Source organism: Stenotrophomonas sp. 24(2023) (assembly GCF_030913365.1).
Taxonomy (GTDB): Bacteria; Pseudomonadota; Gammaproteobacteria; order Xanthomonadales; family Xanthomonadaceae; genus Stenotrophomonas.
In genome coordinates this window covers 2,720,059-2,736,580 of sequence record NZ_CP133160.1, presented here as the reverse complement: position 1 = coordinate 2,736,580, position 16,522 = coordinate 2,720,059, and the positions used below count along the sequence as shown (strand labels likewise).

Genomic DNA, 16,522 nt, shown 5'->3' with positions numbered 1-16,522 from the left:
CTACTCCTCTCGCCTTAGGCCACGAAGCACAGGACTTCGCCGCCGACGCCCAGCTGGCGCGCCTGCGCATCAGTCATGATGCCCTTGGAGGTGGAAATGATGGAGATGCCCAGGCCGTTCATGACCTTCGGCAGCTCGCTCTTGCCGCGGTACTGGCGCAGGCCCGAACGCGAGAAGCGCTTCAGGGTTGCGATGACCGGCTTGCCTTCGAAATACTTCAGCACGATTTCCAGCTCGGCCTTGTTGTTTTCCAGCTGGGTAACGCGCAGGTCGGTGATGTAACCCTCGTCCTTCAGGACCTGGGCAATCGCCACCTTGATCTTGGACGACGGTGCCTTCACCGTCTGCTTGCCCACCGCGGCCGCATTCTTGATGCGGACCAGCAGGTCGGCGATGGGATCAGTCATGCTCATATGAGTACCTTTGAGTGCACCGATATCCGCTTTCGCGAAAATCTGTTGTCTCCTGGAAACGGGCCAGGCCCCCTACTCCCCGCCAAAAACGCAGGGCAAGACGCGGGAGTATACGCCAAAAGAGCCCGACTTGCGTCGGGCTCTTCGGGTTTTTTCTGCAGGAGGGCTGAATGCCCTCCCCTGGGACGCCCCGCCCTGTTCAGGCGGGGGTCGCAGGACCGACTGGGATTACCAGCTGGCCTTGCGCAGGCCCGGCACGTCGCCACGCATGGTGGCTTCGCGGAGCTTGTTGCGGCCCAGGCCGAACTTGCGGTACACGCCACGCGGACGGCCCGACAGTTCGCAACGGTTGCGCTGGCGGCTCGGCGAGGAGTCGCGCGGCAGCTTGGACAGCTTGGTCGCGGCCTCGATCTTCTCTTCGTAGCTCGCGTCCACCGAGGACACGATCTTCTTCAGAGCAGCGCGCTTGTCAGCGAACTTCTTGGCCAGCTTTTCCCGCTTGATGTCGCGGTTGACCATGGAGGTCTTTGCCATTTCGGTTTCCTCGACGGATCAGTTACGGAACGGGAACTTGAACGCTGCCAGCAGCGCCTTCGCTTCCGCGTCGGTCTTCGCAGTGGTGGTGATGGCGATATCCATGCCGCGGATCGCGTCGACAGCGTCGAAGTCGATTTCCGGGAAGATGATCTGTTCCTTCACACCCATGTTGAAGTTGCCGCGACCGTCGAAGGAACGACCGGAAACACCACGGAAGTCGCGCACGCGCGGCAGCGAGATGTTGATCAGGCGGTCCAGGAACTCGTACATCTTGTGGCGACGCAGCGTGGTCTTGCAGCCGATCGGCCAACCATCACGGATCTTGAACGACGCCACCGAGATGCGCGACTTGGTGACCACCGGCTTCTGGCCGGAGATCTTTGCCATGTCAGCGACGGCGTTTTCCAGGATCTTCTTGTTGGTCGCAGCTTCGCCGACACCCATGTTCAGGGTGACCTTGACCAGCTTCGGCACTTCCATCGGATTGGTGTAGCCGAACTGCTTCATCAGCGCCGGCACCACTTCTTCCTTGTAGATCTTTTCGAGACGGGAAGTCATCTTCACATTCCTCAGGCGTCGAGCGCCTCACCGCTGGAGCGGAACACACGCAGTTTGCGTCCATCCTCCAGCACCTTGAAGCCAACGCGTTCGCCCTTGCCCGAAGCCGGGTTCAGCACATTCACGTTGGAGATATGGATCGAAGCTTCACGCTCGACCACGCCGCCGGCAACACCTGCCTGCGGGTTCGGCTTGGTGTGGCGCTTGACGATGTTCACGTTGGCGACGACCACGCGGTCGCCGTCGACGCGGACGACTTCGCCCTGCTTGCCCTTGTCCTTGCCGGCGTTGACGACAACCTGGTCGCCCTTCTTGATACGGTTAGCCATGATTATCTCCTGTCGCTCACAGCACTTCGGGAGCGAGCGAGACGATCTTCATGAACTTCTCCGAACGAAGTTCACGGGTCACCGGCCCGAAGATACGGGTACCGATCGGCTCCTGCTTGTTGTTCAGCAGGACGGCCGCGTTGCCGTCGAAGCGGATCAGCGAGCCATCGGCGCGACGCACACCCTTGCGGGTACGCACCACGACGGCGTCATACACTTCACCCTTCTTGACCTTGCCGCGCGGAATCGCATCCTTCACGGTGACCTTGATGATGTCGCCGATACCGGCGTAACGGCGCTTGGAACCACCCAGCACCTTGAAGCACATCACCTGCTTGGCACCCGAATTGTCCGCGACGTCAAGGTAGCTCTGCATCTGGATCATGATTCAGACTCCTTATTCAGCCGCACGCGTGATGACTTCCACCACGCGCCAGTTCTTGGTCTTGGACATCGGAGCAATCTCGGTCACGCGGACGACATCGCCTTCCTTGCAGGCGTTGTCGGCATCGTGGGCGTGCAGCTTGGTCGAGCGCTTGATGTACTTGCCGTACAGCGCGTGCTTGACCTGACGCTCAACCAGGACGGTAACCGTCTTGTCCATCTTGTTGCTGACGACACGGCCTTCGACCGTGCGCAGCGTCTTCTTTTCGGTATTGTCGCTCATAGCGGCCGTCCTTACTTCGTGCTGCCGAGCAGGGTCTTGACGCGAGCAATCTCGCGACGGACCCGGCGGATATCGTGAGTCTTCGGCAGCTGGCCGGTGACCTGCTGCATACGGACAGAGAACTGTTCCTTACGCAGGTCGATCAGGTGGGCCTTCAGTTCGTCAGCCGACTTTTCACGGAGAGTTTTGATGTCCATCAGCGCACCGTCCGGGTCACGAAAGTGGTGGTGACCGAGAGCTTGGCAGCGGCCAGGCGGAACGCCTCGCGTGCCACTTCTTCCGTCACACCCTCGATTTCATAGATCATGCGGCCGGGCTGGATCTGGGCCACCCAGTATTCCACGTTGCCCTTACCCGAACCCATTCGGACTTCGATGGGCTTCTTGGTGATGGGCTTGTCGGGGAACACGCGGATCCACATCTTGCCACCGCGCTTGACGTAGCGGCTGATCGAGCGGCGGGCCGCTTCGATCTGACGCGCGGTCAGCTGACCGTGGGCGGTTGCCTTCAGGCCGTATTCGCCGAAGCTGACAGCGTTGGCGCTCCAGCTCAGGCCTTCGTTACGGCCCTTGTGTACCTTGCGGTACTTGGTTCGCTTGGGTTGCAACATTGTCGTTACCTCGCTTCACGAGCCGGGCGCTGACGGTCACCACGGTCGCCGCGATCATTACGATCATTGCGCGGGGTGTCGTCCTGCTTTTCCTGGCCAACCTGGGAGAAATCGAACACTTCGCCCTTGTAGATCCAGACCTTGATGCCGATGATGCCGTAGGTCGTCTTGGCTTCAGCGAAGCCGTAGTCGATGTCGGCACGCAGCGTGTGCAGCGGCACGCGGCCTTCGCGGTACCACTCCGAACGGGCGATTTCCGCACCGTTGAGGCGGCCACCAACGTTGACCTTGATGCCCAGGGCACCCAGGCGCATCGCGTTGCCGACCGAGCGCTTCATCGCGCGGCGGAACATGATGCGACGCTCCAGCTGCTGCGCGATCGATTCGGCAACCAGCTGTGCGTCCAGCTCGGGCTTGCGCACTTCGGTGACGTTGATGTGCGCCGGGACGCCCATCAGCTCGCTCACTTCCTTGCGCAGCTTTTCGATGTCCTCACCACGCTTGCCGATCACCACGCCCGGGCGGGCGGTGTGGATCGTCACGCGCGCGGTCTTGGCCGGACGCTCGATCAGGATCTTGCTGATACCGGCCTGCGCAAGCTTCTTGCGCAGCATTTCACGCACCTTCAGGTCGGCTGCCAGGTAACCGGCGAACTCGGCCTTGTTTGCGTACCACTTGGAGTTCCAGTCCTTGGCAATACCCAGGCGGATACCAATCGGATGAACTTTATGACCCATGGTCTTTTCCTTATCCGCTTACTTGGCGGCGCCCACAACCACAGTGATGTGGCTGGTGCGCTTGAGGATGCGGGTACCGCGGCCTTTCGCCCGCGCCATGAAACGCTTCAGGGTCGGACCTTCATCAACCATGATGGTCTGAACCTTCAGCTCGTCGACGTCGGCGCCCTGGTTGTTCTCGGCGTTTGCAATAGCCGACTCCACCACCTTCTTGATCAGGTGGGCAGCCTTCTTGTCCGAGAACTTCAGCAGGTTGACCGCACGTTCGGCCGGCAGACCGCGCACCTGGTCAGCGACCAGGCGAGCCTTCTGCGGGGAGATGCGCGCAGTGCGCAGGATGGCTTTCGCTTCCATTGTCATCTCTCCTTACTTGCCCGACTTCTTGTCACCACCGTGACCCTTGAAGGTCCGGGTGATGGCAAATTCGCCGAGCTTGTGGCCGACCATGTTCTCGTTGACGAGAACCGGAACGTGGTTCTTGCCGTTATGCACGGCGATGGTGATGCCTACCATTTCCGGCAGGATCATCGAACGGCGCGACCAGGTCTTGATCGGCTTCTTGCTACCCGCAGCGGCCTCCACCTTCTTGACGAGGTGGTGATCGACGAACGGGCCCTTCTTGAGTGAACGTGCCATGGTCGATTAGCCCCTACGATCGCGGACGATGAACTGCTGAGTGCGCTTGTTCTTGCGCGTCTTGTAGCCCTTGGTCGGGACACCCCACGGGGTGACCGGATGCGGGTTACCCTGGCCGGCCTTGGCCTCACCACCACCGTGCGGGTGGTCAACCGGGTTCATGGCAGCACCACGAACGGTCGGGCGGACGCCGCGCCAACGCTTGGCACCGGCCTTGCCCAGCTTTTCCAGGTTGTGCTCGTCGTTGCCGACTTCGCCGATGGTGGCGCAGCACTCGACCGGCACCTTGCGCATTTCACCCGAGCGCAGGCGCAGGGTGGCGTAGATGCCTTCACGGGCGACCAGCTGGACAGCAGCGCCAGCGGCGCGAGCCAGCTGTGCACCCTTGCCCGGCTTCAGTTCGATGCCGTGGATGGTGGTACCGACCGGGATGTTGCGCAGCGGCAGGGTGTTGCCCGCCTTGATCGGGGCGTCCGAACCAGCGATCACCTGATCACCAGCCTTCAGACCCTTCGGGGCGATGATGTAGCGGCGCTCACCGTCGACGTAGCACAGCAGGGCGATGTGGGCGGTGCGGTTCGGATCGTATTCGATGCGTTCCACGCGCGCCGGGATGCCCAGCTTGTTGCGCTTGAAGTCGATGATGCGGTAGTGCTGCTTGTGGCCACCACCGACGTGACGGGTGGTGATGCGGCCGTGGTGGTTACGACCACCGGACTTGCTCTGCGACTCGACCAGCGCGGCGTGCGGAGCACCCTTGTGCAGGTCGGGCGTGACCACGCGCACGGCCGAACGGCGGCCTGCGGAGGTGGGCTTGAATTTCATCAATGGCATGGGATGTACCTCAGGCCTTGGCCGTTACATCGATCGACTGGCCGTCGGCCAGGCGAACGTACGCCTTGCGCCAATCGCCGCGGCGGCCAGCACGGTTACGGAAGGACTTGTTCTTGCCCTTGACGTTGACCACGTTGACGGCCTCGACCTTGACGTCGAACAGCTGCTCTACCGCGGCCTTCACGTCGGCCTTGGTTGCTTCGTTCGAGATTTCGAAGACATACTGATTGGAGAGTTCCTGCAGGCGCGCGGTCTTTTCGGAGACACGCGGGGCACGCAGCACGCTGAAGATTTTTTCGTTGCTGTTCATGCCAGCCACTCCTCGACCTTCTTGACCGCGTCAGCGGTGATGACGACCGTGTCGGCACCAACCAGGGACACCGGATCCAGGCCCTGGACGTCACGCACCTGCACGTACGGCAGATTGCGGGCGGACAGGTACAGGTGCTCGGAGGCTTCCTCGGTGACGATCAGCGGGCGCTTGCCCACTTCCAGGCCGGCCAGCTTGGCGATCAGACCCTTCGTGTTGGTCACTTCGACATCGAAGGACTCCACGATGGTCAGACGGCCCTGACGGTTCAGCTCGGACAGGATCGCGCACATGGCGGCACGGTACTGCTTGCGATTGACCTTCTGCTCGAAGCTGCGCGGCTTGGCCGCGAAGGTGACACCGCCGCCGACGAAGATCGGAGCCGTCAGTGCGCCATGACGCGCGCCGCCGCCCTTCTGCTTCTTCGACTTCTTGGTGGTACCAGCCACTTCGGAGCGAGTCTTCTGCGCCTTGGTGCCGGCGCGACCGGCGTTGCGGTAAGCAACGACGACCTGGTGGACCAGATCTTCGCTGAAATCGCGACCGAACACGGCGTCGGAGACCGAGACCTTGTTGTTGCTACCCGTGATAACGAGTTCCATCGTCATCTCTCCTTATGCCTTGCTCGCCGGACGGACGATCACGTCGCCACCCGCCGCGCCCGGAACGGCGCCGCGAACCGCGATCAGACCGCGCTCGACGTCGACCTTGACCACTTCCAGGTTCTGGGTGCTCTGCTGCACCGCGCCCATGTGGCCCGACATCTTCTTGCCCGGGAAAACGCGACCCGGGGTCTGGCGCTGGCCCAGCGAACCCGGCGCGCGATGCGACAGCGAGTTACCGTGGGTTGCATCGCCCATACGGAAGTTGTGGCGCTTGATGGTGCCCTGGAAGCCCTTACCCTTGGTGACACCCTGGACGTCGACGATCTGGCCGACTTCAAAGATGTCCGCCTTGACTTCGCCACCGACGGCGAAATCGCCGAGCTGGGCGTCTTCAACGCGGAACTCCCACAGGCCACGGCCCGCTTCCACCTTCGCCTTGGCGAAGTGGCCGGCTTCCGGCTTGTTGACCAGGGCAGCGCGACGCGCGCCGACGGTCACCTGCACGGCGCTGTAGCCGTCGGTTTCGACGGTCTTGATCTGCGCGATGCGGTTCGGGGTAGCTTCGATCAGGGTCACCGGGATGGAACGGCCATCTTCGGTGAAAACACGGCTCATGCCGGCCTTGCGGCCCACGAAGCCCAACGAATACTTCTTCGTCATGGTCGTAGTCCTCAGGTCAGCTTGATCTGAACGTCGACGCCTGCAGCCAGTTCGAGCTTCATCAGCGCGTCCACGGTCTTGTCATTCGGGTCAACGATGTCGAGCACGCGCTTGTGCGTGCGGGTCTCGTACTGGTCACGCGCGTCCTTGTCGACGTGCGGGGAAACGAGAACGGTGTAGCGCTCGATCTTGGTCGGCAGCGGAATCGGGCCACGCACTTGCGCGCCGGTTCGCTTTGCCGTTTCAACGATCTCGCTGGCCGAACGGTCGATCAAGCGATGATCGAACGCCTTCAGCCGGATACGGATCTTCTGGTCCGCCATGACGGTGGTTCCTTCGTTAAAAGAGCGACGGACAAAGCCTCTGGGTTGCTTTGTCCCATGAAAGTCCTGAATACGGACGGCCCGCACTCCTGCAGGCCGACAAGGTCAGTCCATGGACCTCAAAAACTGAGGCAGACCAGTCACCCGGTCTGCCCAGACTTGAAAGCATAATGGCACACAAGGCAGCTGTCAACAGTCGCCTGTTGACGCCGCCTGAATGGCATTGACCCTTCCTGGTCCGGGGAACACAAGGCACATCCTGTGCCTGCTTTCCCATTTTTGAACGCCCCGATGCCCTACCCAGGCAACATCGGGGCGCTGATACTACCAGATTACTTGATGATCTTCGAGACCACGCCGGCGCCGACGGTGCGGCCGCCTTCGCGGATGGCGAAACGCAGACCTTCGTCCATCGCGACCGGGTTGATCAGGGTGACAACCATCTTCACGTTGTCGCCCGGCATCACCATCTCGACGCCTTCCGGCAGCTGCACCGCACCGGTGATGTCGGTGGTACGGAAGTAGAACTGCGGACGGTAGCCCTTGAAGAACGGGGTGTGGCGGCCGCCTTCGTCCTTCGACAGCACGTACACTTCGCCTTCGAACTCGGTGTGCGGCTTGATCGAACCCGGCTTGGCCAGCACCTGGCCACGCTCGACGTCGTCACGCTTGGTGCCGCGCAGCAGCAGGCCAGCGTTGTCGCCTGCCTGACCCTGGTCCAGCAGCTTGCGGAACATTTCAACGCCGGTCACGGTGGTCTTCTGCACCGGACGGATGCCGACGATTTCGATTTCTTCGCCGACCTTGATCACGCCGCGCTCGATACGACCGGTCACCACGGTGCCGCGGCCCGAGATCGAGAACACGTCTTCCACCGGCATCAGGAACGCCTTGTCGACGTCACGTTCCGGGGTCGGGATCCAGGTGTCCAGGGCGTCGACCAGCTTGATGACGGCCGGCACGCCGATGTCGCTCTGGTCGCCTTCCAGCGCCAGACGGGCCGAACCGGCGATGATCGGGGTGTCGTCGCCCGGGAACTCGTACTTGCTCAGCAGTTCGCGGACTTCCATTTCGACCAGCTCGAGCAGCTCGGCGTCGTCGACCATGTCGGCCTTGTTCAGGAACACCACGATGTACGGCACGCCGACCTGACGCGACAGCAGGATGTGCTCGCGGGTCTGCGGCATCGGGCCGTCAGCGGCCGAGCACACCAGGATCGCGCCGTCCATCTGGGCGGCACCGGTGATCATGTTCTTGACGTAGTCAGCGTGGCCCGGGCAGTCAACGTGGGCGTAGTGACGGGTCGGGGATTCGTATTCGACGTGCGCGGTCGAGATCGTGATGCCGCGGGCCTTTTCTTCCGGCGCGGCGTCGATCGCGGAGTAGTCCTTGAACTCGCCGCCGAAACGCTCGGCGCCGATCTTGGTCAGTGCAGCGGTCAGCGTGGTCTTGCCGTGGTCGACGTGACCGATGGTGCCGACGTTGACGTGCGGCTTGGTGCGCTCGAACTTACCCTTTGCCATTGTTCTTTACCTTGAAGTTTGTACGTAAGTGGTTTCAGGAGAGGCTGAGCGAGGCTCAGCCCTTCTTCATGACGGCTTCGGCGATGTTGGTCGGCGCCGGCTCGTAGTGGTCGAATTCCATGGTGAAGGTGGCGCGGCCCTGGGTCTGCGAACGCAGCGCCGTGGCGTAGCCGAACATTTCACCCAGCGGGATCATCGCGTTGATGATCGAAGCGGAGCCGTCACCGGTGGTGTCGGAACCCTGCAGCACGCCGCGACGACGGCTGACGTCGCCCATCACGTCACCCTGGTAGTCTTCCGGGGTCACGATCTCGACCTTCATGATCGGCTCCAGCAGCACCGGCTTGGCCTTGGAGAAGCCCTGCTTGAAGGCCATCGACGAAGCCAGCTTGAACGCCATTTCCGACGAGTCGACGTCGTGGTACGAACCGAAGACCAGCTTGACCTTCACGTCCACGACCGGGAAGCCGGCCAGCGGGCCGCTGGTGATGGTTTCGCGCAGACCCTTTTCGACCGACGGGATGAATTCCTTCGGAATGACACCACCGGTGATGTCATTGATGAACAGGAAGTCGTCCTTGATCGCGGCCGACAGCTTGGCATCAGCGCGGTCTTCAGCGGTGATCGGCGACAGCTCGATCACGACGTGACCGTACTGGCCCTTACCACCGGACTGCTTGGCGTGCTTGTAGTCCGACTTGACGTCGGCCAGGGTGATGGTTTCGCGGTAGGCCACCTGCGGTGCGCCGACGTTGGCTTCAACGTTGAACTCGCGCTTCAGGCGGTCGACGATGATGTCCAGGTGCAGCTCGCCCATGCCCGAGATGATGGTCTGGCCGGATTCTTCGTCGGTCTTGACGCGGAACGACGGATCTTCCTGTGCCAGACGGCCCAGGGCCAGACCCATCTTTTCCTGGTCCGACTTGGTCTTCGGCTCGACGGCCATCGAGATCACCGGCTCCGGGAACGCCATGCGCTCCAGGATGATCGGCGCATCGACCGAGCACAGGGTGTCACCGGTGGTGGTGTCCTTCAGGCCCACGGCCGCGGCGATGTCACCGGCCAGAACTTCCTTGATTTCCTCGCGGTTGTTCGAGTGCATCTGCAGGATGCGGCCGATGCGCTCCTTCTTGCCCTTCACCGAGTTCAGCACGGTGTCACCACCGTTCAGGGTGCCCGAGTAGACGCGGAAGAAGGTCAGCGCGCCGACGAACGGGTCGGTGATGATCTTGAAGGCCAGCGACGAGAACGGAGCCTTGTCGTCGGACTTGCGGCTCAGTTCCTTGGTTTCGTCGTCGACGTCCACGCCCTTCACGTCCGGCACGTCCACCGGCGACGGCAGCAGCTGGATCACGCCGTCGAGCATGGCCTGCACGCCCTTGTTCTTGAACGCCGAGCCGCAGTACATCGGCACGATCTCGGTGGCCAGGGTGCGGGTACGCAGCGCGTTGATGATTTCAGCCTCGGCCAGCTCTTCGCCGCCCAGGTACTTTTCCATCAGCTCTTCGCTGGCTTCAGCGGCGGTTTCGATCATGAAGGTGCGCGCTTCTTCAGCGGCTTCCTGCAGATCGGCCGGCACATCGCTGTATTCGAACTTCATGCCCTGCGAGGCTTCATCCCAGTGGATGGCCTTCATCTTCAGCAGGTCGACGACGCCCTTGAAGTTGTCTTCAGCGCCGATCGGCAGCTGCATCGGCACGGCAACGGCGCCCAGCTTGGCCTTCAGCTGGCCGACGACCTTCTGGAAGTTGGCACCGGTACGGTCCATCTTGTTGACGAACGCGATGCGCGGCACGTGGTACTTGTTGGCCTGGCGCCACACGGTTTCCGACTGCGGCTGCACGCCACCGACGGCACACAGCACGAACACCGCACCGTCGAGCACGCGCAGCGAGCGCTCCACTTCGATGGTGAAGTCGACGTGCCCGGGGGTGTCGATGATGTTGAAGCGGTGTTCCGGCAGGGACTTGTCCATGCCCTTCCAGAACGCGGTGGTCGCAGCGGACTGGATCGTGATGCCACGTTCCTGTTCCTGCTCCATCCAGTCCATGGTGGCAGCGCCGTCGTGCACTTCACCGATCTTGTGGCTCTTGCCGGTGTAGAACAGGATGCGCTCGGACGTGGTGGTCTTGCCGGCATCGATGTGGGCCATGATGCCGAAGTTACGGTAACGCTCGATGGGAGTGGAACGGGCCACGGGAGCCTCTCAGATTTCTTGGAATTCGGATGGCCGAACGCCGCCTTTCGGCGGCCTTCGGATTGGCGCAGCCCTTCTGGGGCCGCGAGGCAGCACCGAGGTGGTGCTGCCCTGCCTGTTTTACAAGGCCGTCAAACTCACCAGCGGTAGTGGGCGAACGCCTTGTTCGCTTCCGCCATACGGTGGGTTTCTTCGCGCTTCTTGATGGCGCCACCACGGTTTTCCGAGGCGTCGATCAGTTCAGCAGCCAGCTTCTTCGGCATGGTGTTCTCGCCACGCTTGCGCGCGGAGTCGATCAGCCAACGCATGGCCAGGGCCATCTTGCGCGAAGCGCGCACTTCGACCGGCACCTGGTAGGTGGCACCGCCGACGCGGCGCGACTTCACTTCGACGGCCGGCGACACGTTGTCGAGCGCCTTCTGCACCAGCTCGATGGCATTGGCGTTGGCGTTCTTCTCGGTGATCACGTCCATGGCGCCGTACACGATCTTTTCAGCGACGGACTTCTTGCCGCTCTGCATGACCATGTTGATGAAACGGGCGATGGTTTCGCTTCCGTGCTTCGGATCGGGCAGGACGGAACGCTGCGGAGTATTACCCTTACGCGACATGATGCTCTCTCCTTATGCCTTCGGACGCTTGGCGCCGTACTTGGAACGGGCCTGGCGACGCTTGGCAACGCCGGCGGCGTCGAGCGAGCCACGAACGGTGTGGTAACGCACACCCGGCAGGTCCTTGACGCGACCGCCGCGGATCAGGACCACGGAGTGCTCCTGCAGGTTGTGGCCTTCACCACCGATGTAGGAAATCACTTCTTCCTGGTTGGTCAGGCGGACCTTGGCAACCTTGCGAAGCGCCGAGTTCGGCTTCTTCGGCGTGGTGGTGTAGACACGGGTGCAGACGCCACGGCGCTGCGGGCACTTGTCGAGCGCCGGCGAGGCACTCTTGTAGGTGGTCGCTTGCCGCGGCTTGCGGACCAGCTGGTTGATCGTCGCCATCAGTAGGTTCTTCTGATTGGTGGCCGGAAAATCTGGCCAGAGATGCGGAAATGTTAAAGCAGGCCGAAATTTTGGCCTGCTGAGACAGACGATTGTAGCAACCTGCCAAGAACGCAGTCAAACGCGCCTTGTCAAGCCCGTCCCTGATCCCGGGACGTTACAGGGGTGTCTCCATATACCCCGTTCAGGTTCGACAGGTGCCCGCGGACGGAACAGTCTGCCGTTACAACCAGACCGGACGGCCTGCGCCGCCCTGCCCTTCACACCTCACCCGGGCCAGGCCCGGGTGTTACCGCAGAGGTCGGTCCGGCCTGGCGGCCGGACCGGTTGCCTCATTCTTCGCCCGAGGCCTGTTCAGCATCGGCCACGTCGGCAACGGCTTCCACCGCGGCCGGGGTGCCGGCCAGGGTCTGCAGTTCCGAGTCGGTCAGGCCGGTGGCACCGCGGCGGCGCTGGCTGTGGTACGCCAGGCCGGTACCGGCCGGAATCAGGCGGCCGACGATGACGTTTTCCTTCAGGCCACGCAGGTTGTCCGAGGTGCCGCGAACGGCCGCTTCGGTCAGCACGCGGGTGGTTTCCTGGAACGACGCCGCCGAGATGAACGATTCGGTGGCCAGCGAGGCCTTGGTGATGCCCAGCAGGACCGGATCGAAACGGGCGATCAGCTCGTTGCGGGTGGTCAGGCGGGCATTCTCCTCGATGACGCGCTGGCGTTCGACCTGTTCACCGTTCAGGAACTTGCTGCTGCCCTGATCGGTGATCTCGACCTTGCGCAGCATCTGGCGGGTGATCACCTCAATGTGCTTGTCGTTGATCTTCACGCCCTGCAGGCGGTACACGTCCTGGATTTCCTTGACCAGGTAGGCGGCCAGCGGTTCGACACCCAGCAGGCGCAGGATGTCCTGCGGGCTCGGCTCGCCGTCCACGATGGTTTCACCCTTGGTGACATGCTCGCCTTCGAACACGATGACCTGGCGGTACTTCGGGATCAGCTCTTCGTGCTCCGAACCATCGGTGTCCTTGATGATCAGGCGCTGCTTGCCCTTGGTGTCCTTGCCGAAGCTGATGATGCCCGAACGCTCGGCCAGCACGGCCGGATCCTTCGGCTTGCGCGCTTCGAACAGGTCGGCCACGCGCGGCAGACCACCGGTGATGTCGCGGGTCTTGGACGCTTCCTGCGGGATCTTGGCGACCACGTCGCCCACGCCCACCGGGGCGCCGTCCTGCAGGTTGACGATCGAACGCGGCGGCAGCAGGTACTGCGCCGGCAGATCGGTGCCCGGGATCGACAGGTCGTTGCCCTTGCCGTCGACGATGCGCACGATCGGGCGCAGGTCCTTGGCCTGGGTACCACGACGCTTCGGATCGGTGATTTCACGCGAGGCCAGACCGGTCAGCTCGTCGGTCTTCTCGATGACGGTGACGCCGTCGACGAAGTCGATGAAGCGGATGAAACCGGCCACTTCCGACACGATCGGGTGGTTATGCGGATCCCAGTTGGCCACGGTCTGGCCGGCCTTGACCGCATCACCGTCCTTGGAGGTGATGGTCGCACCGTACGGCAGCTTGTAGCGCTCGCGCTCACGGCCGTGCGCGTCGAGCACCGAGATTTCGCCCGAGCGCGACACCGCCACCAGCGAGCCGTTGGCGTGCTCGACCGACTTGAGGTTGCTGAACTTGACCGAGCCGGTGGTCTTGACGGTGATGTTGTCCACTGCCGCCGCACGCGATGCCGCACCACCGATGTGGAACGTACGCATGGTCAGCTGGGTACCCGGTTCACCGATCGACTGGGCGGCGATGACGCCGACCGCTTCACCGATGTTGACCAGGTGGCCACGGGCCAGGTCGCGGCCGTAGCAGCGTGCGCAGACGCCGAAGGCCGATTCGCAGGAGATCGTCGAGCGGACCTTGATGGTCTGCACGCCGGCGTCTTCCAGCTTGGCGACCCACTGTTCGTCCAGCAGGGTGTTGCGGGTGACGATCGGATCTTCGTCGTTGCCCGGCAGGAACACGTCCTCGGCCACGACGCGACCCAGCACGCGGTCCTTCAGCGGCTCGACCACGTCGCCGCCTTCCACGATCGGGGTCATGATCAGGCCTTCGGTGGTACCGCAATCCACCTCGGTGATCACCACGTCCTGCGCCACGTCGACCAGACGACGGGTCAGGTAACCCGAGTTCGCGGTCTTCAGCGCGGTATCGGCCAGACCCTTACGGGCACCGTGCGTGGAGTTGAAGTACTCCTGCACGTTCAGGCCTTCACGGAAGTTCGCCTTGATGGGCGTTTCGATGATCGAGCCGTCCGGACGGGCCATCAGGCCGCGCATGCCGGCCAGCTGGCGGATCTGTGCCTGCGAACCACGCGCACCGGAGTCGGCCATGATGTACAGCGAGTTCATCGACTTCTGGTCGATGGTCTCACCCTTGGCATTGACGACCTTCTCGGTACCGATGGTGTCCATCATCGCCTTGGCGATGCGCTCGTTGGTGCGCGACCAGATGTCGACCACCTTGTTGTAGCGCTCGCCGGCGGTGACCAGACCCGACTGGTACTGCTCCTGGATTTCCAGCACTTCGGCTTCGGCCTCGGTGAGGATGCCCTTCTTCTCGTCCGGGATCAGCATGTCGTCGATGCCGATGGAGACGCCGGCGCGGGTCGCGTAGGCGAAGCCGGTGTACATCAGCTTGTCGGCGAACACGACCGTGTCCTTCAGACCCAGCTGGCGGTAGCTGGAGTTGATCAGGCGGCTGATGTTCTTCTTGGTCAGCTCGGTGTTGGCCAGCGCGAACGGCAGGCCTTCCGGCAGGATTTCAGCCAGCAGGGCGCGACCGATCGTGGTGTCCACGATCGAGGTCTTGTTCTGCTTGTTGCCTTCCTCGTCGATCACCACTTCGGTGATGCGGACCTTGACGCGGGCGTGCAGTTCGACCACGCGGTTGTCATAGGCGCGCTTGACTTCGGCGATGTTGGCGAAGGCCATGCCCTCGCCCTTCTTGTTTTCCAGCGAGCGGGTCATGTAGTACAGACCCAGCACGACGTCCTGCGACGGCACGATGATCGGCTCGCCGTTGGCCGGCGACAGGATGTTGTTGGTGGACATCATCAGCGCACGTGCTTCCAGCTGGGCTTCCAGCGAGAGCGGCACGTGGACGGCCATCTGGTCACCGTCGAAGTCGGCGTTGAACGCGGTGCAGACCAGCGGGTGCAGCTGGATGGCCTTGCCTTCGATCAGCACCGGCTCGAACGCCTGGATGCCCAGACGGTGCAGGGTCGGCGCACGGTTCAGCATCACCGGGTGTTCGCGGATGACTTCTTCCAGGATGTCCCAGACTTCCGCCTCTTCGCGCTCGACCAGCTTCTTGGCGGCCTTGATGGTGGTGGCCAGGCCACGACGCTGCAGCTTGGCGAACACGAACGGCTTGAACAGCTCCAGCGCCATCTTCTTCGGCAGGCCGCACTGGTGCAGGCGCAGGTACGGACCGACCACGATGACCGAACGGCCCGAGTAGTCCACGCGCTTGCCCAGCAGGTTCTGGCGGAAGCGGCCCTGCTTGCCCTTGATCATGTCGGCCAGCGACTTCAGCGGGCGCTTGTTGGTGCCGGTGATGGCACGGCCGCGACGGCCGTTGTCCAGCAGCGCATCGACCGATTCCTGCAGCATGCGCTTTTCATTGCGCACGATGATGTCCGGCGCGTTCAGCTCGAGCAGGCGGCGCAGGCGGTTGTTGCGGTTGATGACGCGGCGGTACAGGTCGTTCAGGTCGGAGGTCGCGAAGCGGCCGCCGTCCAGCGGCACCAGCGGGCGCAGGTCCGGCGGCAGCACCGGCAGCACGGTCATGACCATCCATTCCGGACGGTTGCCCGATTCCAGGAAGGCTTCGATCAGCTTGATGCGCTTGGTGAGGCGCTTGAGCTTGGTTTCCGAACCGGTGGCGGCGATTTCCTCACGCAGGCGGGTCATTTCCGACTGCAGGTCGATCGTGCGCAGCAGTTCGTAGACGGCCTCGGCGCCCATGGCGGCGTCGAAGTCATCGCCGTGTTCCTGGCGGGCCTGCAGGTACTGTTCTTCGGTCAGCAGCTGGCGGCGCTCCAGGGCGGTCAGGCCCGGCTCGGTCACCACGTAGGCTTCGAAGTACAGCACGCGCTCGATGTCGCGCAGGGTCATGTCCAGCATCAGGCCGATGCGCGACGGCAGCGACTTGAGGAACCAGATGTGCGCGACCGGCGAGGCCAGGTCGATGTGGCCCATGCGCTCACGGCGCACCTTGGCCAGGGTCACTTCGGTGCCGCACTTCTCGCAGACCACGCCGCGGTGCTTCATGCGCTTGTACTTGCCGCACAGGCACTCGTAGTCCTTGGTCGGGCCGAAGATGGCGGCGCAGAACAGGCCGTCGCGTTCCGGCTTGAAGGTACGGTAGTTGATGGTTTCCGGCTTCTTCACTTCGCCGAAGGACCACGAGCGGATCAGGTCCGGCGAGGCCAGCGCGATCTTGATCGCGTCGAAGTCCAGCGTCTGGCGCTGCTGGTTGAAGAGGTTGAGCAGGTCTTTCATGGTGTTCTCCAGAAGGAGGAATGCTGTGT

Annotated in this window: 21 protein-coding genes; all 21 read right to left on the bottom strand. The window is 62.8% G+C overall.

Annotation, left to right across the window (positions count from 1 at the left end):
* Positions 1 to 14: 14 nt before the first annotated feature.
* The 21 genes from rpsH to rpoC all read right to left on the bottom strand — a co-directional run bounded on the left by rpsH (position 15) and on the right by rpoC (position 16,493).
* On the bottom strand, positions 15 to 413 hold the full coding sequence (gene rpsH, locus Q9R17_RS12180) for a 30S ribosomal protein S8 (RefSeq protein WP_005415417.1): 399 nt from the start codon (positions 411 to 413) through the stop codon (positions 15 to 17).
* Between the two features lie 228 nt (positions 414 to 641).
* A complete protein-coding gene (gene rpsN, locus Q9R17_RS12175) occupies positions 642 to 947 on the bottom strand; it encodes a 30S ribosomal protein S14 (RefSeq protein ID WP_308154887.1) in 306 nt (101 codons plus the stop codon).
* A gap of 18 nt (positions 948 to 965) precedes the next feature.
* Complete coding sequence (gene rplE / locus Q9R17_RS12170; RefSeq protein WP_308154886.1) at positions 966 to 1,508, bottom strand: 50S ribosomal protein L5; 543 nt, start codon at positions 1,506 to 1,508, stop codon at positions 966 to 968.
* Positions 1,509 to 1,519: 11 nt separating this feature from the next.
* Complete coding sequence (gene rplX, locus Q9R17_RS12165; RefSeq protein ID WP_004154490.1) at positions 1,520 to 1,837, bottom strand: 50S ribosomal protein L24; 318 nt, start codon at positions 1,835 to 1,837, stop codon at positions 1,520 to 1,522.
* A gap of 16 nt (positions 1,838 to 1,853) precedes the next feature.
* On the bottom strand, positions 1,854 to 2,222 hold the full coding sequence (gene rplN, locus Q9R17_RS12160; RefSeq protein WP_010483978.1) for a 50S ribosomal protein L14: 369 nt from the start codon (positions 2,220 to 2,222) through the stop codon (positions 1,854 to 1,856).
* A gap of 12 nt (positions 2,223 to 2,234) precedes the next feature.
* Complete coding sequence (rpsQ, locus tag Q9R17_RS12155) at positions 2,235 to 2,504, bottom strand: 30S ribosomal protein S17 (protein WP_004154489.1); 270 nt, start codon at positions 2,502 to 2,504, stop codon at positions 2,235 to 2,237.
* Positions 2,505 to 2,515: 11 nt separating this feature from the next.
* Positions 2,516 to 2,701 (bottom strand): 50S ribosomal protein L29, encoded by a 186-nt coding sequence (rpmC, locus tag Q9R17_RS12150; RefSeq protein ID WP_004154487.1) that lies wholly within the window; start codon positions 2,699 to 2,701, stop codon positions 2,516 to 2,518.
* Positions 2,701 to 3,114 (bottom strand): 50S ribosomal protein L16, encoded by a 414-nt coding sequence (gene rplP, locus Q9R17_RS12145; protein WP_025879305.1) that lies wholly within the window; start codon positions 3,112 to 3,114, stop codon positions 2,701 to 2,703. The genes rpmC and rplP overlap by 1 nt, the downstream gene beginning before the upstream one ends.
* 5 nt (positions 3,115 to 3,119) lie before the next feature.
* Positions 3,120 to 3,851, bottom strand: coding sequence for a 30S ribosomal protein S3 (rpsC, locus tag Q9R17_RS12140; protein WP_308154885.1), 732 nt, complete (start codon positions 3,849 to 3,851; stop codon positions 3,120 to 3,122).
* A gap of 18 nt (positions 3,852 to 3,869) precedes the next feature.
* Positions 3,870 to 4,205, bottom strand: a complete 336-nt coding sequence (gene rplV / locus Q9R17_RS12135; RefSeq protein ID WP_004145348.1) for a 50S ribosomal protein L22 — start codon at positions 4,203 to 4,205, stop codon at positions 3,870 to 3,872.
* A 12-nt stretch (positions 4,206 to 4,217) separates the two neighbouring features.
* A complete protein-coding gene (gene rpsS, locus Q9R17_RS12130; RefSeq protein ID WP_017355409.1) occupies positions 4,218 to 4,487 on the bottom strand; it encodes a 30S ribosomal protein S19 in 270 nt (89 codons plus the stop codon).
* 6 nt (positions 4,488 to 4,493) lie between these two features.
* A complete protein-coding gene (gene rplB / locus Q9R17_RS12125; RefSeq protein WP_308154884.1) occupies positions 4,494 to 5,321 on the bottom strand; it encodes a 50S ribosomal protein L2 in 828 nt (275 codons plus the stop codon).
* Positions 5,322 to 5,331: 10 nt separating this feature from the next.
* Positions 5,332 to 5,631 (bottom strand): 50S ribosomal protein L23, encoded by a 300-nt coding sequence (rplW, locus tag Q9R17_RS12120; protein WP_049470489.1) that lies wholly within the window; start codon positions 5,629 to 5,631, stop codon positions 5,332 to 5,334.
* A complete protein-coding gene (gene rplD, locus Q9R17_RS12115) occupies positions 5,628 to 6,233 on the bottom strand; it encodes a 50S ribosomal protein L4 (RefSeq protein WP_004145337.1) in 606 nt (201 codons plus the stop codon). The genes rplW and rplD overlap by 4 nt, the downstream gene beginning before the upstream one ends.
* A 12-nt stretch (positions 6,234 to 6,245) precedes the next feature.
* Positions 6,246 to 6,896, bottom strand: coding sequence for a 50S ribosomal protein L3 (gene rplC, locus Q9R17_RS12110; protein WP_004145336.1), 651 nt, complete (start codon positions 6,894 to 6,896; stop codon positions 6,246 to 6,248).
* An 11-nt stretch (positions 6,897 to 6,907) separates the two neighbouring features.
* Positions 6,908 to 7,219 (bottom strand): 30S ribosomal protein S10, encoded by a 312-nt coding sequence (rpsJ, locus tag Q9R17_RS12105; RefSeq protein ID WP_005408208.1) that lies wholly within the window; start codon positions 7,217 to 7,219, stop codon positions 6,908 to 6,910.
* 332 nt (positions 7,220 to 7,551) lie between these two features.
* Positions 7,552 to 8,742 carry an elongation factor Tu gene (tuf, locus tag Q9R17_RS12100; RefSeq protein ID WP_308154874.1) on the bottom strand — a complete coding sequence of 397 codons (1,191 nt, stop codon included), beginning with the start codon at positions 8,740 to 8,742 and terminating at the stop codon, positions 7,552 to 7,554.
* 55 nt (positions 8,743 to 8,797) lie between these two features.
* Complete coding sequence (gene fusA, locus Q9R17_RS12095) at positions 8,798 to 10,939, bottom strand: elongation factor G (protein ID WP_308154883.1); 2,142 nt, start codon at positions 10,937 to 10,939, stop codon at positions 8,798 to 8,800.
* Between the two features lie 137 nt (positions 10,940 to 11,076).
* On the bottom strand, positions 11,077 to 11,550 hold the full coding sequence (gene rpsG, locus Q9R17_RS12090) for a 30S ribosomal protein S7 (protein WP_308154882.1): 474 nt from the start codon (positions 11,548 to 11,550) through the stop codon (positions 11,077 to 11,079).
* A gap of 12 nt (positions 11,551 to 11,562) precedes the next feature.
* Positions 11,563 to 11,937, bottom strand: a complete 375-nt coding sequence (rpsL, locus tag Q9R17_RS12085) for a 30S ribosomal protein S12 (protein ID WP_004145320.1) — start codon at positions 11,935 to 11,937, stop codon at positions 11,563 to 11,565.
* A 332-nt stretch (positions 11,938 to 12,269) separates the two neighbouring features.
* Positions 12,270 to 16,493 (bottom strand): DNA-directed RNA polymerase subunit beta', encoded by a 4,224-nt coding sequence (gene rpoC / locus Q9R17_RS12080; protein ID WP_308154881.1) that lies wholly within the window; start codon positions 16,491 to 16,493, stop codon positions 12,270 to 12,272.
* Between the last annotated feature and the right edge of the window lie 29 nt (positions 16,494 to 16,522).